Source organism: Thiobaca trueperi, assembly GCF_004342175.1.
Lineage (GTDB): Bacteria > Pseudomonadota > Gammaproteobacteria > Chromatiales > Chromatiaceae > Thiobaca > Thiobaca trueperi.
This window is the reverse complement of the sequence record NZ_SMAO01000011.1, coordinates 59,886-81,880: the sequence shown is the minus strand read 5'-3', so window position 1 is coordinate 81,880 and position 21,995 is coordinate 59,886. Positions and strand designations below refer to the sequence as shown.

Annotated in this window: 12 protein-coding genes, 1 other RNA gene and 1 pseudogene; 7 read left to right on the top strand and 7 right to left on the bottom strand. The window is 62.5% G+C overall.

The genetic code is table 11. The features are described from left to right. Positions 1-41: 41 nt before the first annotated feature. Positions 42-8,405 carry a choice-of-anchor U domain-containing protein gene (locus EDC35_RS17120; RefSeq protein ID WP_243651762.1) on the bottom strand — a complete coding sequence of 2,788 codons (8,364 nt, stop codon included), beginning with the start codon at positions 8,403-8,405 and terminating at the stop codon, positions 42-44. A 90-nt stretch (positions 8,406-8,495) separates the two neighbouring features. Next, positions 8,496-9,638, bottom strand: a pseudogene (locus tag EDC35_RS19160) (WD40 repeat domain-containing protein); the annotation flags it as partial. A 332-nt stretch (positions 9,639-9,970) separates the two neighbouring features. Here EDC35_RS19160 and EDC35_RS17115 point away from each other — a divergent pair. Then, the gene (locus tag EDC35_RS17115) at positions 9,971-11,020 is read left to right on the top strand and encodes a helix-turn-helix domain-containing protein (RefSeq protein WP_132978481.1); all 1,050 of its coding nucleotides are present in this window, start codon (positions 9,971-9,973) and stop codon (positions 11,018-11,020) included. A 220-nt stretch (positions 11,021-11,240) separates the two neighbouring features. Here EDC35_RS17115 and EDC35_RS19020 read toward each other — a convergent pair whose 3' ends face one another. Continuing rightward, the gene (locus EDC35_RS19020; RefSeq protein WP_279388008.1) at positions 11,241-11,375 is read right to left on the bottom strand and encodes a hypothetical protein; all 135 of its coding nucleotides are present in this window, start codon (positions 11,373-11,375) and stop codon (positions 11,241-11,243) included. 123 nt (positions 11,376-11,498) lie between these two features. Continuing rightward, on the bottom strand, positions 11,499-11,807 hold the full coding sequence (locus EDC35_RS18700) for a hypothetical protein (protein ID WP_207896295.1): 309 nt from the start codon (positions 11,805-11,807) through the stop codon (positions 11,499-11,501). 206 nt (positions 11,808-12,013) lie between these two features. Here EDC35_RS18700 and EDC35_RS17100 point away from each other — a divergent pair, with 206 nt between their 5' ends. Together EDC35_RS17100 and rnpB are read left to right on the top strand one after the other, a co-directional pair. Next, complete coding sequence (locus EDC35_RS17100) at positions 12,014-13,990, top strand: LOG family protein (RefSeq protein ID WP_132978479.1); 1,977 nt, start codon at positions 12,014-12,016, stop codon at positions 13,988-13,990. Between the two features lie 52 nt (positions 13,991-14,042). Then, positions 14,043-14,411, top strand: an RNA gene (gene rnpB / locus EDC35_RS17095) — RNase P RNA component class A. A 276-nt stretch (positions 14,412-14,687) separates the two neighbouring features. Here rnpB and galU read toward each other — a convergent pair. The 3 genes from galU to lapB form a co-directional block, all read right to left on the bottom strand. Then, the gene (galU, locus tag EDC35_RS17090) at positions 14,688-15,560 is read right to left on the bottom strand and encodes a UTP--glucose-1-phosphate uridylyltransferase GalU (RefSeq protein ID WP_132978478.1); all 873 of its coding nucleotides are present in this window, start codon (positions 15,558-15,560) and stop codon (positions 14,688-14,690) included. A gap of 65 nt (positions 15,561-15,625) precedes the next feature. Further along, positions 15,626-16,339 carry an orotidine-5'-phosphate decarboxylase gene (gene pyrF, locus EDC35_RS17085; RefSeq protein WP_132978477.1) on the bottom strand — a complete coding sequence of 238 codons (714 nt, stop codon included), beginning with the start codon at positions 16,337-16,339 and terminating at the stop codon, positions 15,626-15,628. 69 nt (positions 16,340-16,408) lie between these two features. Then, positions 16,409-17,587 carry a lipopolysaccharide assembly protein LapB gene (gene lapB / locus EDC35_RS17080; protein ID WP_132978476.1) on the bottom strand — a complete coding sequence of 393 codons (1,179 nt, stop codon included), beginning with the start codon at positions 17,585-17,587 and terminating at the stop codon, positions 16,409-16,411. Between the two features lie 241 nt (positions 17,588-17,828). Between lapB and EDC35_RS17075 the strand changes: the two genes are divergently transcribed. The 4 genes from EDC35_RS17075 to EDC35_RS17060 all read left to right on the top strand — a co-directional run bounded on the left by EDC35_RS17075 (position 17,829) and on the right by EDC35_RS17060 (position 21,944). Then, positions 17,829-18,542 carry an SDR family oxidoreductase gene (locus EDC35_RS17075; protein WP_132978475.1) on the top strand — a complete coding sequence of 238 codons (714 nt, stop codon included), beginning with the start codon at positions 17,829-17,831 and terminating at the stop codon, positions 18,540-18,542. A gap of 8 nt (positions 18,543-18,550) precedes the next feature. Further along, complete coding sequence (locus EDC35_RS17070) at positions 18,551-19,048, top strand: hypothetical protein (RefSeq protein ID WP_243651761.1); 498 nt, start codon at positions 18,551-18,553, stop codon at positions 19,046-19,048. 123 nt (positions 19,049-19,171) lie between these two features. Continuing rightward, complete coding sequence (locus tag EDC35_RS17065; RefSeq protein ID WP_207896294.1) at positions 19,172-20,713, top strand: alkaline phosphatase; 1,542 nt, start codon at positions 19,172-19,174, stop codon at positions 20,711-20,713. Positions 20,714-20,810: 97 nt separating this feature from the next. Continuing rightward, on the top strand, positions 20,811-21,944 hold the full coding sequence (locus EDC35_RS17060; protein ID WP_132978473.1) for a YibE/F family protein: 1,134 nt from the start codon (positions 20,811-20,813) through the stop codon (positions 21,942-21,944). Positions 21,945-21,995 lie beyond the last annotated feature (51 nt).

Below are 21,995 nucleotides of genomic sequence, written 5' to 3'. Positions count from 1 at the left end.
GACGAAGGGCGAAGGTAGGCGGGTCGCCCGCCAGGAGAGGCCTACGGTACAGTGATCCTGAACCCGTTTTCATCCGGATATTCGGCCATTCCGGCGGTATTGCTATCGCGCAGATAGAAGCTTTCTGTCGCCGGTTTGAACAAGCCGATAGAGTCGGCGCCATCGCCGTTCCAGCCGCCGGCCAGCGGCCACCAGTCGTTATCAACCGGTCCATAGCGGAAGATCACATTGGCGACACCCGGGGTATTGGTCTGGCGCAGATAAACCAGCCCGGCCAACCCGTCGTAGAGACCGATGGTGGTGGTGCCGTCGCCATTCCAGTCACCGACCAGCGGGATCCAGCCAGGATCCAGCGGGCCGTACCGGAAGTGCTGATCGGCGACGCCGGGGGTGTGGGTGTTGCGCAGGAAGAAGACACCGGTGTGGGGGTCATAGAGCCCGACGGTATCGATCCCGTCATGGTTCCAGTCGCCGGCCAGCGGGTACCAGCCGGCATTCCGCGGGCCATAACGGAAGGCGACATCGGCGACGCCGGGGGTATGGGCGTTGCGCAGATAGAAGGTGCCGGACAGCGGGTCGTACAAGCCGACCGTGGTGACGCCGTCGCCGTTCCAGTCGCCGGCCAGCGGCCACCAGCCGGCATTCATCGGGCCATAGCGGAAGACGCTGTCCGCCGCCCCGGTGCGGTTGGCGTTGCGCAGGGCGAAGCGTCCGCTGACGGGGTCATAAAGCCCGGCGGTGACGGTCCCGTCGCCGTCCCAGTCGCCGACCAGTCCCAGCCAGGTGGAGGTCACGGCAAAGCGGGCCGTGACCGTGCAGGCGGCGGTGACGGGGGCCGTGGTGTAGGTCGTCCCGCTGAGGCGACCGCCGCAGCCGCTGACCTGGTCGATGGCGTAACCGTCCGCCGGGGTCAGGGTGAAGCTGGCGGTGAGACCGTGGCTGACGCGGCGACTGGCAGGGGCGATGGTGCCGCCGGGACCGGCGCTGGCGGTGACGGTGTATTGGCGGGGGCTGAAGGTGGCAGTGACGATGCAGGCGCCGGTGATGACGCCGGTGGTGTAGGTGGTGCCATTCAGGGTGCCGCCGCAGCCGCTGACGCTGCTGAGGGCATAACCGGTCGCCGGGGTCAGGGTGAAGGTGGTGGTGGCCCCCGCCTTCACGACGCGCGCAGCGGGGCTGATGGTGCCGCCGACACTGGCGCTGGTTGTCACGGTATAGGTGGCGGCGGTGGCGAGGTTGGCACGGCAACTGGCCGCGCTGCCGCCGTTGCTGCCGAGACAGCTCCAGGTCCAGGGGCCGCTGCCGCTGACGGCGCTGGGGGTGCCGCTGGCGCAGAGGGCGCTGGCGCTGGTCGGCAGGTCATAGAAGAGACCGTTGTGGGCGCTGCCGCAGGCGCCGTTGACCGGGCTGGGGCCGCCGCCGCCCGCGGCGGCGATGGTCACGCTGTAGGCATTGGTGACGGTGGTATTGCCGTTGCCGGTATCGACCAGTTGTACGCTGAAGGTGAAGGTGCCGGCCAGGGTCGGGGTGCCGCTCAGGGCGCCGCTGGTGGCGTTGAGCGCGATGCCGGGCGGCAGGCCGCCGGCGGCGAGGCTCCAGTTATAGGGACCGGTGCCGCTGGTGGCGCTCAACGCGGCACTGTAGGCGCTGCCGACCTGGCCATTGCCCGGCGCGCCGCCGATGCCGAGCACCGGGCCGCCGGGGCCGCCCGGATCGGTGATGCTGCCGTTGGCGCTGAGGTCGTCGTCACCCAGCCCACCGTCGGTGAGGGTGAAGCTGATGGTGTTGCCTTCGATGACGGCGGTGGGCAGGACGTACCAATGATCAGCCAGATTGTCGGCGGTCTTGCCGTATTTCCAGTAACGGGTGCCTTCGGACAGTGCCGCCGGGTAGACCAGACGCACGGTCAGTCTGGTCTGGCCGGGGGTGCAGCCCTGCACGGTCAGTTTGAACAGGCCGTAGGGCAGGATGGTGGAAGGGGGAGCCGTCCCCGGCGCGCCAGCATCGCCCACATTGAGCACGAGAGTCTGCTCGTCGTCCAGGGCGCAGGTCGCCCCGCCGCCCTCGGGCGTCAGGTTGCCCGAGACCGTCACCTGTGTGGTGCCGACCGTGCCGGTCTCCACCGTCGTCGGTGCCACTGTGGTCAGAGTCAGCGCCTGATCGGCGGTGCGATTGGCGGCATCCGTGACCCGGATCGTGAAGGGGGCGCTGGCGCCCAGATCAGTCGGGGTGCCGCTGAGTTTGCCGGTCGCGGCATCCAGGCTCAGGCCCGCCGGCAGGCTGCCGCTGGCGAGGCTCCAGGCGTAGGGCGTCTGGCCGCCGACGGCTTCCAGGGTCTGCTCGTAGTGGGCGTTGACCAGTCCGTCGGGCAGGCTGGTGGTGGCGACCGTGAGCTGATTGACCAGAGACAGCGGCAGCGTTTGCGGCGGGCTGGTCTGGTTGAGGGCGTCGGTCACGGTGATGACGACGCTGGATGTCCCTGGCGCGCTCCCGGTGCCGGACAGCAGGCCGCTGGTGCTGAGGCTGAATCCCGCCAGCAGGCCGGTGGCGTTGAAGCGGTAGGGTGTCGCCGTGGTGACATGACCGCCGCTGGCGACCAGTTGCATCGCATAGGGCACCCCGACCACGCCGCTGTTCAGGCTGGGCGTCGCCAGACTCGGGGCGTCGGCCACCAGGTGGTTGGTACCGGACGAGGCGCTGGCGTTCACCGTGCCGCTGTAGGTGGCGATTAGGGTCTTGGCCCCGGCGGTGGCGAAGGTCAGTTGGCAACTGCCGGTGGCGCTGGTCCCGGCGGTCGTGACTGCGTCGGAACAGGTTGTTCCATCCTGATCGCTGACGGTGACGGTGCCGTTGAAGCCGGCAGGCCCGGTCACGCTGTAGGTCACTGTTACCGCCTCGCCGATCACCGACGGCGAGGACGCCACCCGTCCGGTTGGTGTCACGGTATCGATGGTCGTGGTGGTGTTGGTCGCGGTGAAGTTGGCCGTGACCGTGCAGTCGGCGTTGACCGCGTTGGTGGTGAACAGATTGCCGCTCAGGGTGCCGCCGCAGGTGCCGCCGACCGCAAGATTGATGGCATAACCGGCGTTTGGCGTCAGGGTGAAGCTGGTCACGCCGCCGTGGTTGACGGTGCGGCCGACCGGGCTGATGCCGCCGCCGGTTCCCGCGCTGGCGTTGACGTTATGCGAGGTGGTGGCCGCGCAACTGGCGGTCACGCCGCCGCCGGTCCCGGTGCAGCTCCAGGTCCAGGGGCCGGTGCCATTGAAACCGGACACGGCGCCCGTGGTGCATAGCGTGGGCGACGTGCTGTTCAGGCTCGCCAGCGCCTTGCCGTGGTCGCTGCCGCACACCCCCGCCACCGCGTTCTGGCTGAAGCTCGCGCTGACCGTGCAGGTATTGTCGGTGATCGGGCCGGTGGTGTAGAGACTCCCCGACAGACTGCCGCCACAGCCGCTGACGCTGGCGATCCCGTAGCCGGTGGCCGGCGTGACCGCAAAGCTCGCCCGCGCGTTGTGATTGACGCTCTGGCTGGCCGGGCTGATTGAGCCCCCGGTGCCCGCGCTGCCGGTCACGCTCCAGGTTTTCAGGCTGGCCGAACAACTGGCCGTGATACCGCCGCCCGAACCGGCGCAGCTCCAGGACCAGGGGCCGCTACCGCTCACCGTCGTGGCATTGCCGCTAGAGCACAGGGCCGCGCCCGAAGGGGCGCTGGTCAGGGGCTGACCATTCGCGCTGCCGCAGACGCCGTTGACCGGCCCCGCCGCAGTATTGGTCAGACTGAAACTGGCGTCCGTCGCCACGCCGCGCGCGCCGGCGGTCACGCTGTAGGCGCCCGCCGTGGCATTGGCGGTGACGTTCACGCTGGCCGCGCCGCTCGCGATCGTCGCCGGGCTGGTCGCCAGCGTGGCGCTGGCGCCCGTGCCGGGGGCGGTGAAGGTCACCCGTCCGCCGTTCACCGGTTCCGGGGGCGTGGTCGCGACACTGGCGACCGTGACGCCCAGGGTGTTGGTAAAGGCCGTGCTGACCGTAGCGCTCTGCGGGGTGCTGCCAGTCACCGGGGTCAGGGTGAAACCCTTGGACTCGAAGGCGCCAATGTCGCAACTCGTGCCGATAATACGATCGGTCCCGCGTTGATCTTTGGGAATCGTGCCACAGGTCGTCGCATCCCCCGCGTCCAGCGCGACGCTGCCCGGCAATAACGGGACGGTTTGGGTGGGTCCGCCATAGTAGTCCAAGGTGCCCAGAAGCACGCTGGTCGCGTCGATATTGTTCAACGAGCCGGTCGCGGCGAAGCCGCAACTGGTGCCGGTGTCCAGGTTATGACCGTCATCGCTCAAGGTGCCGGCGCAGTTATGGGCAAGGCTGCTGGCGGTATTGCCGGCCAGCAGGGTATTGATCAGGGTAAAGGTTTGCTCGCTCTCATTGGCAATGCCGCCTCCCGCTGCACTGTTCGCCGTTTGATTCTCGACCAGGGTCGAGTTGATCAGGGTGACCGAACCGCTCTGGTTCCAGATCGCGCCGCCCTTGCCCGATCCGGGGCTCGTGCTGGTGGCACGATTTCCGCTGAAGGTGGAGTTGATGATTGCCAAGGTTCCGTTGGCCAGATTCGCGATGGCGCCACCGCTGAGCGCCTCATTATTTTTGAAAGTGCAGCCGATGATTTGGACGGTACCTCCCAGATTGAGCAATCCGGCTCCCGAGGAAGAAAAGGGGACCAGATGGTTGGAAAAGGTCACGTTTTGCAAGAACAAGGTGCCTTGGTTCAGGATGCCGCCACCGTCAAATGCGGGCAAACTGCCGCTGTTGGCGAGGGTGAGGTTGTTGATCAAAAAGCTTTTTCCGCTACCGATGCTGAACAGACGTCCGGACACATTCGGCTGACCCGCAATCGTGATATTCGCGGCAAGACCGTAGATGCTCAGATTTTTGTCGATGGTCAGCGTGTTCAGGGTAGTCGCTGACGACGTCGTCAGCGTGATGGTCTGGCCACTCAGGCTGGGGGAAATGAGGATGGTGTCGCTCACCGTCGTGCTGGCGCTGACAATGGCATCGCGCAGCGAACAGGCGGTCGTTGGGGTGCTGATGCAGCCGCCGACCGTGCCCGGATCGGCGGCAGTGGTGACGATCCAAGTAACCTCGCTGTCGGCGATCTGCCTGCCCGCCGAGCAGACCTCCGTGCCCGGACTGGTGCCGCTGCTGGCCGCCGGGGTGATGCAGTAGAACAGATATTTAGCACGATCGGCGGGTGTGATGACGTAGGTTGTGCCGGTTGCCCCGCTGATGGCGGTGGCCCCGGTCGTGGTGTTGGTTGCGTTGCTCAACCAGCGGAAGGTGCTGCCTGACTGCGGATCGCTCTCCGTATCGCTGTAGGTGTAGCTGCCGGTCAGGATCTGGCCCGCCGTGGCGGTGCCAGCGATTTGCACGCTGGAGGCGACGGGCGCGGCGTTGCAGTCCGCCGTGGTGGTGAACGACAGCTCGGAGCCGTTATTGGTCCGGGTCGCGTCGATCGCCTTGATGCGGTAGTAATAAGTGGTGTTGCAAGTCAGACCGGTCAGCGCCTTGGTCGGATTGAGGGTCTGGGGCGTTCCGGGCGTCGCCGTGATGGCGGTGGCGGAGGCATCGACCGCTGTCCCGTAACTGCCGGTGGCAGCCCCGTATTCGAACTGGATACTGGTGACATTCAGGCCAACATCCGTGACCGCGCCGTTCAGCGTCGCTCCCGCTCCGGTTACTGAGGTGGCAGCGCTGGTGGTCACGCTGGGTCCGGTCGTGCAGGGCGAGGTGGTGAACGACTGTTCAGAACCGTTGTTGGTCTGGGTCGCATCAGTCGCTTTGATGCGGTAGTAATATTTGGTATTGCAGGTCAGTCCGGTCAGCGCCTTGGTCGGCGTGACCGTCTGGGGCGTTCCGGGCGTCGCCGTGATGGTGGTGGAGGCATTGACCGCTGTCCCGTAACTGCCGGCGGCCGTCCCGTATTCGAACTGGATGCTGGTGACATTCAGACCGACATCCGTGACCGAGCCGTTCAGCGTCGCTCCGGTTCCGGTCACCAAGCTTGCCGCGCTGGTGGTGACGCTGGGGCCGGTGGTACAGGCGCTGGTGGCGAAGGTCGCATCGCTGCCGCTGACGACGGTGCTGTTATCGTCGCGGGTGGCATTGAGCCGGGCGTGATAGCCGGTGTTGCAGACCCCGCTCAGGCCCGTAATCGTCGCGCTGACTGCGGTAGATGCGGCGCTGGCGGCCAGCGATGCTGGCGTAGCCGCTGCCGTCGTGCCATAACTGGTGGTCGAGCCATATTCGAACGCGATGCTGCTGACGGCAAACCCGCTGGGATTAACCGTGCCGTTGAGTGTCGCGCCGGTCAGGGTGGCGCCGGTCGCCGCACCGGTGGTCACGCGCGGGCCGGGCGGGATCGCCTGTAAGACCGTGGCCTTGCTCGAAGCCGAAGAGTCGGCGTGACCGAATAACGGTGTTCCCTGAGGATTCAGGGCAACGTAAAATTGTCGAAGGTTTCCTTGCGTGACGAAGGATGAGGTTACCGTAGCGCCAATGCCATTCCATGCCGATCCATTGTAGTGGTAGACCTTACCGTCTGTACCGCCGCTTGCAGAATCAATGAGACCCACGACTGGCCAACCGCTTGGTGCAATAACCAGTTTCATAAGGTCAGAGGGGGATCCTGTTTGCAGGCTGCCGATGGATTCCCATGTCGTTCCATCAAATTGATGGACGGCCATATTATTCGTGTCTTCATCATTGACCGCGATAAAAGGTATGCCTCCTTGATTGATTCCAAAGGCATCATTATCCAAGAGCTTTCTTCTTGAAATGTCCGACGTACCAACCCGGACCCAGCTCGTTGTGAATTTATAAACTCGGAAAGTAAACGACGAGCTAGCGTATTCAGATAACGCAATATACGGGGTGCCATCCGGAGCAAACGCCAGGGAAAGCGCGTTGTGCGCACTTGTGCTAGCCGATATGTCAGTTCCAACCGACGCCCAGTCACTGGCGCCACCGCTGATCTCTAACTGAATAACGTTTATCTTAATAGCGCCACTGACGGTTTTTTTGTAGGCAATATAGGGGCGACTATCCGGACCGAAGGCCAATATGGCGTTGTGTATTTGAGCGCCGGCCCCACACAATGGAGTCACCGCAGGCGTCAGATCGGTCCAGGCCGCGCCATCCCATTTTTTTACCAAGAGATAACTGCATGAGCTTGATTTTGCGAGCGCCAGGAGATACGGCGCACCATCTGGCGCAAACGCCAGATTGATGGCTTGCACGGTGAAGGTTGTACCGCTTGGCGGTGTCTGGCTCGTGCCGAGTGAGATCCAGCTCTGGGTGGTGTTATTCCACCGTTTGACGGTAAGACCGCCGTTTAAAACATACTGCCAATCGTTTGTATAACCGGCTGTCACGATATAGGGCGTCCCATCCGGGGCCATGGCCATTTTAATGATGGCGTTGGCACTGATTGGACTGAAACCTTGCGCACCCATGCGTTCCCAGACGATGCCGGCCGCACTCAAATCCATTGCGGTCTGGGTACTGAAGGTTCGCCCCTGTACGCTGCTGTAGGCGCTGCCGTCATAGACCGTTGCGCACAGCTTGTAGCTGGCGCTACCGGTCAGATTGCGCAAGGTATAGGTCGCTGGCGTATTCGCTGTCAGCGGCGCACTGCCCCAATACAGGCGATTCGCGTCCGTGTTGGCGTGGATAACGGCGGCGCTCGGACAGGTTCCGCTACTGGCGATCACGTTGAAGTAAAGCGTAGCGTCGGCATTGGCCTGGAATTCAAAGGTCGCCAAACTGGCACTCGTCGAGATCACCGTCGGCGTATTCAAGGTCAGGCCGCTGACGCAGCCGGAGGTAGTGAAGGTCTGATCACTACCGGTTTTCAATACCCCATCCGTCGCCTTGATCCGGTAGTGATAGGTAGTGTTGCAGGTCAGGCCGGTCAGGGTTTTGGCGGGTGACACTGTTTGCGGCGTCCCCTGCGTGGCGCTGATGCTGGCGTTGGTGTCGGGCGACACCGTGGTGCCGTAGCTTGTGTCGGCACCGTATTCAAAAGTGATGGTGACATTAGCGCCCACATCGGTCACCGAACCGTTCAGCGTGGCCCCATCGGCGCTCAGACCGGTGGCGGCGCTGGTGGTCACCGTCGGGCCGGTCGTGCAGGGGCCGCTGACGAAGTCGCTCCCGCTGTCACGGGTGCCGTCAGCGATCAGCCGAAAATAATAATGCGTGTTGCAGGTCAGGCCGGTCAAAGCCGCGCTGACTGCGGTGCTGCCTTGGGAACCGCTTATGGAGGACGGGGTCGTTGTTGCCGACGAACCATAGGCCGTGGTCGTGCCGTACTCGAAGCTGATGGCCGTCACCGCAGCCTCGTTGTCATCCACGGTCCCGCCAAGGGTTGCGGAGGTGGCATTGATGTTGGAGACGGAACCGGTGGTTACGATGGGAAGGGGTGCAAGTCCCCAAATCCGCGCGCTACTGTCCCGGGAGCCGCTCGCCAGGAATGTGCTGTTCGAGGCAAAGACGACCGACCGTACATTGCCAGTATGACCAGTCAGGGTATTTAAATTTGATCCATCGCTGACCTTCCAGATCTTGACAAGATTATCGGCTCCGACGCTCGCCAGCAATGAACCATCGTTGGAAAAACCAACGCCATACACGGCACTCCCGTGATTCATGGCCTGGCCTGATAATTCGGTTCCATCGCTTACTTGCCAAAGCCTGACGTAACCATCCGCCGAACCGCTTGCTACAGTCAGATTGTCCTGAGAAAAGACGACTCTGTTGATTGCACCGGTCGGGTAAGTAGATGCGTTAGATGCGTCAATTTCCAGGAGATCGGTTATATCGTTAATATCAGATAAATCCTTAAAAATTCTCACTTTTCCATCGGCTGACCCGCTGACCAACAGGGCGCCATTCGGCGAGAAGGAGACACTGGAAACGTAAATTCTATTGACGGAACCATCATCGGTGGAAAAGGTTTGTTCAGTAATATTTGTATCACTGATTGCACCAGTATCTTTATTAATTAGCAGCGTATAAAGATAAACTTTTTCATCATCTTGGGTGCCGACCGCAAACACCATAGAACCATTGCTGGTGCCGTTCACTCTCGAGGTATAGCGGGTGGGTGAAATGGCTACCGAATAAACATCACCACTGTAACCAAGACTTCCGAGCGGACTTCCAGTCGCAACATCCCAAAAGGCAACGGTGTTATCAAGGCTGCCACTCGCCAATATCCGGCCATCTGGCGAAAACGCGACGCTGCGCACTGTTTTTTCCGCACCTGAATGCGCATTGATCGTCCTAATTTCCGCTCCCGTTACCGGGTTCCATAATACGATGTTTCCAGCCGTATCACCTGCCGCAATGATCGTGTTGTCAGGAGAAATGGCTACGGAATAGACCTCCGCCCCGGAATGATTCAGCGTATTCTGAATCGCCACACTTGTTGCATTAGCTGTGGTAATCGGATCAGCAGCAAAGACAGCCGAAGTCGATAGGAACCCAGCTATAGCCAATAAAAACAGGATGAGAACACGCTCAACCAAATTGGCGGGAACCGAATCGGGACGCGGTTGACTGGATCGGCAACACGAATGCAGCATGGCGGCAACTCCGGAAGGTAGGCAAACCCGCCGAGCGATCCGCCATGGCCTCGACCACACCGGACAACGCTCGCCAGTACTGTCGATTCTCCCTGCCCGCTATGCCTGCTTCACCCGCTTCCTGATACGCTCAGGTGCCTGATTGATACGCGAAACGGAAGTCTTCGATTGATCAAGCGTTTTTCGATACGCATCCCGGTTTTTTTGATACGCGACCCGGAACGGCCATCGGCTAGCCGGACCCGCTTCCGGTAAGCTGGGCGGGTGACAAGGCACTCCCATGTCCCCATGCTCGGTTTCATCCGCCCGTCGAATTGCTGAAAACGCCAGAGATGCAACAGTCAACGAAAACCCTCCCCGATGTCGCCGTCCGCTGGCTGATCGAGTCAAACCCGGCTCTCGCCCCGGAGATCATCCCGAGTGTCCTGGAGCCACAGATCGTCGCGATGCCCATTCCGCCCGAGGTCGGTCATGGCTATCTGGAACGCCTGCCGCTGGCCGATGGCTTCTCGCTGTTTCGCGGCGTGCACCGCTTTCGCCCGCAGATGGATAGCCGGCTGATCGCGCTGGCCGAATTCGACTTCCAGTTCCCCGAAGTCATGCTGGCCATACAGACGGTCAAGGGAGGGATCCTGCGCCATCAGGAGCGCTATCCGCCGGCTGAGCTCATCTACCGGCCGGGCCATGATTTTTTCCGTCGCGCCGAACGCTTTCATGTCACACCCTGGATTGACACCGCGTCGAACAGCGACATGACGGCGCTGATCCTGACCGAAGATGTGTTGCGGGAACTGCTCGACCCGCCCCTGGCGGAACGTCTGATCCAGCGCCTGGGGCTCGACCCAGCACCAATGGTGCGGGTGCGGCCAATGCCGCTCGCGATTTCCGGATTGCTGCAAACGGCAATGTCCACCCAGGTGCGCGGACCGCTGCGGCGGTTGTTCGCTCAGGCTAAAGTGCTGGAATATCTGGGCGCACTCATGGCCCATGTCGAGCTTGCCGAACCCGAGACACGGCTTGGCGGCCTAAACCGGGATGCGATTCAGGCACTCCATCTCCATCTGATTCGCCTGGAAGGCAAACTGCCCTCGCTCGACGAACTCGCCACCCGTTTTGGCATCTCGGCGCGCTGGCTCAACGCCGCCTTCGCCAGCGAATATGGCCTGCCCATTCATCGCTTCATCGCCGAGCAGCGGCTGAGCGAGGCGCAGCGGGCGATTCTGGAGAGCGACATTCCGCTCAAACAGTTGGCGGCACGCCTGGGCTATACGCACACCAACCACTTCAACGCTGCCTTCAAGCGCAAGTTCGGGTATCCGCCGGGCAGTCTGCGGCGCAAGCGGCGAGGTTTGGATGATGAGACGGGATCGGACTGGGTGTGACGAGTGGACTATGCTGGCTACGATTCCTGACCCGGGAGGTGTGTCATGGCTTTTTCACCACCGAAAGCCCGGTTCGACCCGACGACCACCACTACAGCCTGCCGTCCCTGTAGCGCCGGGATCTCGATGACATTCTCAGCCTGATTGATCAGAAGAAATACTTTCTGCTCCACGCCCCGCGCCAGACCGGCAAGACGGCCTGTCTGCTGGAGCTGATCGCTCAGGGCAAGGAGCAGATGATATCGAGCCGATGCTGGCCGGTACGCTGCCGGGCGAAGCCTCCGAGGATGACCGCCAGTATCTGGTCGATCTTGGCCTGCTGTGCCGCGACGGCGCGGGTGGCAGCCAATCCCATCTACTGCGAGGTGCTGACCAGCGGCCATCAACCTCAATTCATTGGCAAAGACCCGCCGACGCTGCTCAGAATACGGATGGTCCGGGATTGCACGCCCCCAGCATGACGAGTGGAGAACAACCGTTACCGGCGCCCGGCCCGATTAACCGGGCCGCCGCGATTCATCGGCCCGCCAACGCCCGGTGCGCCAACACCCACTCCCGGCGTCACCCCAACGCCAGGCGCGCCTACACCGACACCCGGTGTCACCCCAACGCCCCGCGCGCCCACACCCACTCCCGGCGCGACCCCAACGCCCGGCGCACCCACACCGACACCACGGGTCACGCCAGGGCCGGGGGCGCCCACCCCGACACCGGGATCGACGGCGAGGGCCGTCAGCGGAAGCAGCAATGAACCGAGAAACAGCGAACCGACAATGGATTTTTTCATGGGATTTGGCTCTCAACGCGGTTTAAGGACACTCAAACATCACGGCCAGACTCACTCATTCCACGCTGGTCGGTGGCAATCTATTTTGCGGCGTCGCGAGCCGGCTTCAAGCGAGACATCGGGTTGACGGAAAGAAAAGCACCCGACATCAGGTACAGCGGGCCTTGTGATAGGCTCGACAGCCTGCCCCTCACGAGAGACTGATCATGTACGCGACCCCCGAAACCGGCGACGGCTGGATCACCGCGCTCATCGCCACCGACGACGAGGGCTTTCTCGTCACCGCGCGTTTTGCCATCTCGCCGGATTTCCGCGAACGCACGCACAACCGCGAGGCGGATCTGGTGTTTGCGGCGCGCAGCCGGCTGGCGCGCATGGGGATCAACATTCTTCCGCTCGGGATGCCCGACTTCAACGGCCAGCACTGCGACCTCCAGTTGCGCATCGTCGCCGCCATTGCCTCTTATGGAATCGCCGACCATCTGGAGCGCATCGTGGTGCCCGGACTGCGGGTCGGGCGGCTGGTCTTCTGTCCTGCCGACAACCAGCTCGATTCGGCGAGCATTCACCGCCTCATTCGCGAGAATGCGCTGCAAGTCCCGTCGGGGTTTTCGCTCGACGGTCACGGCTATCTGATCATCCGTCCGCAACGCCAGATCTTCCGCTTTCAGAAGCCGTTGACGCCTGAGGAAGTCACCGCCATCGCGACCCACGCCGACGGCAAGGATCTGCTCAACCGACTCCAGATCCGCGAGTCGGTCGATCATATCGAGCTGCCACCCAATGACGGCCTGGTGACGGCCTGTTCCATGTTTCTGCATCGTCATTATGTGGTGCTGCGCAATCTCGACGAGGCGCTGGGCGTCCATCTTCAGGCCACGGTGCTGGATCCGGTCTCCACGCGCGGCACCAATGTCTACCTGGAATTCATCAATCGCTCCGAACAGCTCATCATCAATCCGAGCATTGCCGCCTCGGTGCATGAGGCGATCCGGATCGAGCCCCGTCCCCGTTACTGGCATGGCCGCACCATCGCCGAGCCTGAACCGCGCGAAACCAGCGGCACCGATGCCTGCCAGGCGCTGCTCGCGGTCTTTGACCGGCTGGAGGTCGAACCGGTCCGCGAGCGTTATTCGCACCGGATGATGGCCGTGACCGGCGACCCTTATCTGCTGCTGGACGGAAGGATGCCGGATCGGGTCTGGAACCAGCCGAACCTGCCACGCGATCCGCGTGACGGCACCGATCTGTCGGCGGGCCTGACCGCCGAAGGACTGGATCTGACCCTGCGCGCCGAAAGCGGCACCCGGATCCTGGCCGACCTGCCGGATGACGCCTGCGCGACGCTCCTGCTCGGCTATTTCCCCAATCTGATCGAACACACCGAGATCTGTGCCGCCGCACTGCATCGACGCATCGCCCGGATCGTTTTCCGCCGGGCCTCTTTTGAGCACGGCCCTTTCCTGTCCTCGCGCGATCATGGCCGGCTCGCCGATTACGAGGGTCTGGGACTTCAGGTCTTCTGGTGCAACAAGTCGCGCGGTCATGTGGTGCGGCATGTCTTCCGGGGGCTGCGCGGCTATTTCACCCTGCCGGACAAGGTGGACCGCTTCCGTTCATCGCTGATCTTCGCCATCTATGGCTCGACCAAGCCCATGACCGAGCAGGGCGCGCGCCAGACCGAACGTCTGCTGGAACATCTGCGCGGGCTCTTCGGTGGCGACATCGGCGTCCTCACCGGCGGCGGACCGGGCGCCATGCAGCAGGTCACGGACGCCGCCCACCGGCTCGGGCTGATGGTCGGATCGAGCTTCATCGAAACCATCGATCAGGAGCCGAACCAGAGCGCCGAGTTCTATCAGACCTTTCAGGCGCGCAGCCGTCAGGCCCGGCAACGCTGGTTCGAGATCGCCAGCTTTCACATCTTTCTCGTCGGCGGCGTCGGCACCCTGGAAGAGATCGGTCTGACGCTGACCGACATGAAGCTCGGCGTGATCGAAGCCAGTCCGGTGGTCTTTTTCGACGGCTCCGGCGGTGATTTCTATTGGGAAGGACTACGCACCCAGCTCACCGAAATGACCCGCCAGGGCCGCGTGCCCGGCTGGCTGCTCGATCAGATCCTCATGACCTCGGATCCGGATGCGGTGCCACGCTTCTACAAGCAGACGCTGCGGTTGGGGTAATGGCCGAACGACGCTGACGGGCGTTTCAGGCTTCGCGTATACTCCGCCGCTGGGAGTTGGCCAGACAGTCGCTCTTTCCATGCGGGAAGGGAGGAAAGTCCGGGCTCCATCGGGCGAGGTGCCAGGTAACGCCTGGGGGGCGTGAGTCCACGGAAAGTGCCACAGAAAACAAACCGCCGATCCCGCGCCCGTCGTGGGAGGTAAGGGTGAAATGGTGCGGTAAGAGCGCACCGCGCCGGTGGCAACATCGGTGGCAGGGTAAACCCCACCTGGAGCAAGACCAAATAGGGGAACCGGCAGTTTCGGCTGCGCCGCGCGGCCCGCGCGTGTTCCCGGGTAGGTCGCTTGAGGCGCGCGGCGACGCGCGTCCCAGATGAATGACTGTCCACGACAGAACCCGGCTTATCGGCTAACTCCCTTCCCCTTTTAAATCGCGTCCAGCGCTACATGCATTATTTTCAGTTTGTGTTTAGCTCTGGACGTGTCACCGAACTCAGTGGGACGCGATTTAAAATTTCATATTATTGAATAGTTTAACCGCGACAGATCCAGTCATCGTCGATTCTGCCAAGACCGACCCGATCCCCAGAAATCGCATACCGCACCGAGCACGGTTTCGATGTGGCAATCCGCTTGCCGGCAACATGGCTCGCCTTCTGCCAGTCGCCCGCAAGCGGGATCCTGGGATGATCCGGCTCTACTGCCCGAACGCCCGCAGATAGGCCGAGAAGCGCTCGCCCAGCTCGGGATGCGCGAGACCGAATTCGACGGTCGCCTCCAGATAACCGAGCTTGCTGCCGCAGTCGTAACGCTTGCCCTCGAAGGGATAGGCGATGACATGCTCATCCTGGAGCAGATCGGAGATGCCGTCGGTCAACTGGATCTCGCCGCCAGCGCCTTCGCGGGTGTTTTCGAGTTTCTCGAAGATCCGGGGGGTGAGCAGATAGCGACCGACCACCGCCAGATTGGAGGGCGCGTCAGCCGGTGCGGGTTTTTCGACGATGGAGACCACGCGCAACTCGCCGTTACGGCCTTTTTCGACCTCCACGATGCCGTATTTGTGCGTTTCCTCGCGCGGCACTTCCTGCACACTGAGCACGCTACAGCCATAACGGGCATGGACTTCGTTCATCTGCGCGACCACGCCCTTGCCATTGCCGCGAATGAGGTCGTCGGCAAGCAGTACAGCGAAGGGCTCGTTGCCGATGACGGGCTTGGCGCAGAGCACCGCGTGTCCCAGGCCCAGTGCCTCGGCCTGGCGGACATAGATGCAGGAGGCCGACGCCGGCAGGACATTGCGCACGATTTCGAGCAGTTTATCCTTGCCAGCGTGCTCCAGCTCGGCTTCCAGTTCGTAGGCCTTGTCGAAATGATCCTCAATGGAACGCTTGCTGCGCCCGGTGATGAAGACCAGTTGATCCACGCCGGCTTCGACCGCTTCGTCGGCGGCATACTGGATCAGGGGTTTATCGACGATCGGCAGCATTTCCTTGGGGCTGGCCTTGGTGGCCGGCAAAAAGCGCGTGCCCAGTCCGGCCACGGGAAAAACGGCCTTACGAATCTTCGCCATTGATTGGTTCTCCTTGTGAGTCAGTGATGGATGAAATGGCCCAGGCGGATGAATGCGGATTCGCCTCAAGCTCGGGTCAATGATCGCTCGATTTCGGCAATCGCGGCCAGGGGATCTACCGCCTGGGTGATGGGGCGGCCAATCACCAGATGATCGGCCCCGGCGGCGACCGCTTCCGGCGGGGTCATCACGCGCTTCTGATCGCCTGCCGCTGCGCCCGCCGGTCTGACCCCTGGGGTCACCAGCAGAAAATCGCGTCCCAGCGCCTCACGCACCGGGGCGGCTTCCAGCGGCGAACAGACGATGCCGTCCAGACCGGATGCCTGTCCAAGCCGCGCCAGGGCCAGCACGCGCTCGCGGGGCGAGCCGGGACAGCCGATGGCTGCCAGATCGGACTCGTCCAGACTGGTCAGCACGGTGACACCGATCAGCAGGGGCGGCTGTGGCATCCGGCTCAGACGCTCGCGCGCGGCCTCGATCATGCGCGCACCGCCGGTGACATGGACATTGACCATCCAGACCCCGAGATCCGCCGCCGCCGCACAGGCGGCGGCGACCGTGTTGGGGATGTCGTGGAATTTGAGATCCAGAAAGACCTCGAAGCCGCGTCGCTGAAGCGTCTCGACGAAGGCCGGCCCCAGGCGGGTGAAAAGCTCTTTACCGACCTTGAGCCGGCAGCGGGCGGGGTCGAGCCGCTCGACCAGGGCCAGGGCCTCAGCCTCGGCGGCAAAATCGAGTGCGACAATGATGCGGGTTAGCGGATGCGTCGATTGGGTCACGATGTTCTCGATGGGTTTTGGGTTCTGGCTTCAAATAGACAGGGTTAACAGTGATCCTGTTTCGCCAGATCAGGTCTCGGCGCCAGCAATGGGTTCGGGCTGTACCGGCACCACGGTTCCCCAACTCTTGCAACTGGGGCACTGCCAGTGCAGCAGACGCGCCTGGAAGCCGCATTGTTCGCATTGATAGACGGGCTGGCGCGCGAGCAGATGGTGCGCGACGCCCAGCGCCACCTGCGCCCGGTGCCGCCCTTTCGCATCCGTTTCCGCGTCCTGGATCCGCAGATCGAGCACCCGTTCGAGCACCGACAGATCGGCGTAACGGGCCAGATAATCGATCAGCAGATCGATCGCCGCATCCGTCCCCCGCTCGCGCGCCACCACCTCGCTGAGACTCAGCATCAGGGATGGACTGGCATGACGCCGGGCAAGATCTTCGAGCAGGTCGAGCAGGTCGTTGCGCCCCAGTCGATTCAGGGCCGTGATCAGCGCGGGCAGGATCTCCGGCACATAGGCGGTGTTGCGCTCGGCCAGACGCAGGAAGAGTTCAACCGCGCGCGCCGGGTCGTCGTCGTCCAGGGCCGCCCGCCCCTCCAGCATGGCCGCGCGCGCGCAATGCGGATCGACCTTCAGTGCCTGGGTCAACTGCTGTCGGGCCGTCGCGGCATCGCCTTTGCGCTGTGCGTCCTCCGCCAGTTCGCAATGATAATGGGCGATCTCGACGGTCATCGGCTGACCGGTCAGCACCTTGATCTGTGCCACCACGTCCAGGCAACGGTTCCAGTCGCGCTCCTGCTGATAGATGTCGCGCAAGGCATGGAGCGCACGCTGACAGTGCAGATCGAGTTCGACCAGTTCCTGAAACAACCCCTCGGCCCGATCCAGCAGCCCGGCGCGCATATAATCCTGACCCAGTTCGAACAGGGCATAACTGCGCCGTTCAGTGGTCAGATTCTTGCGCGCCACCAGATTCTGATGAATGCGGATGGCTCGATCCACCTCGCCGCGACGCCGGAACAGACTGCCGAGCGCCAGATGCGTCTCGACCGTCTCGCCATCCACTTCGGCGAGTTTCAGGAACATGTCGATCGCCTTGTCAGGCTGTTCTTCCAGCAGATAATTGAGGCCGCGCAGAAAATCCGGATGGGTCGGACCAAGTCCGTCGCGTCTGGTCCGGCTGCTGCGCCGCGCCGCCCACCAGCCGGAGGCGGCGGCGACTGGCAGAAGCAGAAACAGGAGTTCGATCATGCGCGCATCCTCTGAATCAGACGCACGCAGTCGCGTCCGGGCCGGGCGCGGCCGGTCAGGGATGGCAGAGAGTCTTGAGGTTTGAATCCGTTGCTCACGGCACGAATCATACAGGCAAGCACCCTGTCATGCGTGACGTCCTTTGTTTTCTGTCGTGGCTTAACATGCCGGATTCAGGTTTATTCACAGGATCGCCGACCCAATTCCGGTTACAGCGATCATCAGACAAGGAAGCGGAATCATGCAGGATTTCAAAGGCAGGACCGTCATCGTCACCGGCGCGACGGGCCATCTCGGACAGGCGACCGCACGCGCCTTTGCGGCACGGGGCGCCAGCCTGGCGCTGGTCGCTCGCGATCCGGCAGGGCTGGCTGAGGCGCGGCAGAGACTCGGAGTCGAGACCGATGTCGCCACCTTCGCTGTGGATCTGTTGCAACCACCCGCCGTTTCGGCCATGGTTGACCAGGTTATCGCCCGCTTCGGTGGTCTCCATGCGCTTGTCAATCTCGCTGGCGGTTTTGCCATGGGGCCGGCGGTCCATGACACTACGGATCAGGATTGGGAACTCATGATGGATCTGAACATGCACACGCCGCTCAATTGCGTCCGGGCCGCGATCCCCAGATTTCTGGAGGCCGGGGCTGGTCGCATCGTCAATGTCTCAGCACGGGCGGCCATCCAGGGCAGCGGCCACATGGCGCCTTACTGTGTTGCGAAGGCGGCGGTCATCACCCTGACCGAAAGCCTGGCCGACGAACTCAGACACACTGGGATCACTGTGAACTGCGTCCTGCCCGGCACACTCGACACACCGCCAAACCGCGCGGCCATGCCTGATGCGAACCACGACACCTGGGTTTCGCTCGACGCACTGGCCGATGTCATCCTCTTTCTGGCGTCGGACGCCGCCCGTGCCATCACGGGCGCGTCCATCCCGGTTTACGGACGGAGTTGACCCATCCCGTGCGACATCCAGCAGACCTGCACCATAACGACCGACCCGCCGCCCGGCGAAACCTCCACTCCCGGCGCACTCCAGCATCATTCGTCCCCTTGCGACCGCTGCGGATGGCGCTGCCACTGCTTGCAGTCTTCGCCGCCGGTTCCGCGCCAGCCACGCCGCCCCTCGATGAAACGACCCGGCAACTCCTGGTCGAGGCGGTGGAGGCGGCGGCAGCGGTGGATTTCTACCACGCCCGCTGTCGCGGCGACCAGTCTGGACGCCGCATGGAAAATCTGAACAAGCTGCTGGTCAGCAAACTGCGCATCACCGTGCTCTCGGTGCAGGACGATCTGTTCCCTGAGCGGAGCTACCGCCGCACCCAGCAGCGTCTTGAAGACGACTTCGTCGCACTCCTGCTCAATGCCGGGGGCTGTGCCAGCGCCAAGGATTCAGATCTGCCTGACAGTCTGCGCGACCGTTACGATGCCAGGATCGAGGCTATTCACGCACTGCCATAAGGGATGTCATCAGGATGCAATAGTTGATCGTTAGAGTGCCCGCGCCACGGGATGGGGGCCAGCATGGCTGCCTTCCCTGCAATCACGGCCTTGACACATGACGAGCATCAGGAGCATCACAACGTGAACCCAAAGCATGCGGCACCCAAGTTTTTGATCGTCGCAACCCTGTGCGCCGCGAGCCTGGCACAGGCCGCGACGCCGGCCAAATATGTCTTTTTCTTCCTTGGCGACGGCATGGCCAACCCGCAGGTCCAGAGCACCGAGGCCTATCTCACGACCATCAACGGCGGTTCGGCCACGCTGGCCAAGGATCTGCGCAAGCCGGAAAACCGTCTGAACATGTCCAAAATGAAAGTCCAGGGCATGCAGACGACCTACGACGCGGGCGCGCTCATGACCGATTCGGCATCCTCGGCCACCGCCTTTGCCAGCGGTCTCAAGACCAAGAGCGGCGTCATCGGCATGAACGAGACCATGACGAAAAGCTATAAAAGCGTGGCTGAACTCGCCCATCAGAAGGGCCGCAAGGTCGGCGTCCTGACCAGCGTTTCGCTCGATCACGCCACCCCGGCGGCCTACTATGCCAGCGTCGAAAGCCGTGGCTACATGAACAACATCGCCACCCAACTGACCCAAAGCGGCTACGAATTCTTCGGTGGCGGTGGCTTCGCCTCGCCCGAAGGACCGGCGCGGGCTGGCGACACGAGCAACAACATCTGGGATTTGCTCGACAAACAGGGCTACAAGATCCTCAACACCCGCCAGTCGATCCTGGCACTCAAGAAGAATCCGCCCAAAGGCAAGATCGTCGCCATCAATCCGACGCTCGACGATTCGGCGGCAATGCCTTACGCAATCGACCGCCCCGCGACCAATGTCTCATTGACGGAGATGACCGAGGTCGCGATCTCCAGCCTCTTCGCGCAGGGAAAGCAATCGGGCTTTTTCCTCATGGTCGAAGGCGGCAAGATCGACTGGGCCTGTCACGCCAACGATGCGGTCGCCGCGATCGGCGACATGCTCGACTTCGATAGCGCGATCGGCAAGGCGCTCGATTTCTACAAACAGCACCCGGATGAAACCCTGATCATTGTCACCGGCGACCACGAAACCGGCGGCATGACGGTCGGCCATGCCACGACCGGCTACACCGCGTATTACGACAAGCTGCTCGACCAGACCAACAGCTACGAACATTTCGCCGCGAACCAGTGGGAAGATCACAAAGCCACCTATGCCAAAGGCTACCAATGGAAGAATCCCAAAAATCTGGCAAACAATGCAGCGATGGTCGCCCTGCTGAATGACACCTTCGGTCTCGAATGGGCGTCGCTGAACGACTACCAGAAGGAAAAACTGGAGGACGCCTACGACAAGTCCATGACCAAGACCGACACCGCTCCCGGCCAAAACAACAACAGCGATGCGGAGAACACGCTGCTCTATGGCAGCTACGAGCCCATCGTCGTCACCATCACCCATATCCTCAACGAGATCGCCAGTATCGGCTGGACCTCCTATTCGCATACCGGCGTGCCGACTCCGGTCTATGCCCAGGGCCCTCAGGCCCCTCGCTTCCAGGGCTTCTACGACAACACCGATATCGCCAAAAGACTCGCGAAAGCCATGGATCTCGGCGTGAATCTGCCAAGCCCCAAATAATCCGGCTCTCGCCGCCTGCTCCTGTCATCTGCTGCACGGCGCCGTCGCACCGACGGCGCCGTGCGTCTTTTGCATACTGCCCGCAAGCGATCTTTCGATGAAAATCCCAAGGCTGACCTGGAACCGCGACTGGCTGTTCGCGACGATCATCGCGCTACTCTGCATGGTGCTCGTCTTGCTCGATCTCTCGCCCGCACCGCGCGGAGAACATGGGCTGCATGCGCGCGGTCTCATCACGGACGTCGATAACAGTCAGGTTCGCGTCAATCTGATCATCAAGACCGAGGATCAGGTTCTGACGGTGCGGCTGCTGAACGGCCCACATAAAGATCAAGAGCTTACAGTAACCAACATGCTGACCGGCAAGCTGGAGCTCGATGAGTTCTATGAAGCCGGGCAAGTCATTCTGGTGGAATACGACCTCCGGGACGGCAAACCCGCACATGGCATGGCGCGCGGCGTCTATCGCCTGGGGCTGCAACTGCTTCTGATCGGGATCTTCACCGCGCTCCTGGTCGCCGTTGCCGGGGTGACCGGGCTCAAGGCGGCGCTCTCCTTCGTCTTCGCCGCGCTCCTGCTCTGGAAGCTGTTTTTTCCGCTGCTGCTGCTCGGTTATCCGCCCGTGCCGACCGGGCTGGCCCTGGTCGCACTGCTCACGGCCGTCATCACCTTCTCGGTCGGGGGGCTCAATCGTCGGGGTTTCGCCACCTTTACCGGATCCATGCTCGGCGTGCTGCTCACCTGCGCGCTGGCCGTCTGGTTCGCGCACGCCTTCCAATTGCATGGCGCGGTGCGGCCTTTCGCCGAAACACTGCTCTATTCGGGCTATTACGAGCTGCGACTGACCGACATCTTCATTGCCAGCATCTTCATCGCCTCATCCGGCGCCATCATGGATCTGGCGATGGACATCGCCGCGAGCATGGACGAGATCAAGCAGCAGCACCCCGACATCGGTCTGATCGAACACCTGACATCCGGCCTGCGGATCGGACGCGCCGTGGTCGGAACCATGACCACGACCCTGCTGCTCGCCTACTCCAGCAGCCACATCACCATGTTCCTGCTTTTCATGGCCAAAGGGCTCCCCGCCGCCAATATTCTGAACGCCCCTTTCGTCGCCGCCGAGGTGCTGAATATCCTGGTCGGCAGTTTCGGGCTGATCACGGTCGCGCCCTTCACGGCCCTGGTCGCCGCCCTGCTTTATCGCGATCTTCATCACAAAAGCTGACACGGTCATCAAACCGTCAAGCTCCTTTGTTCTACTGCCGCCGGTCTCGTC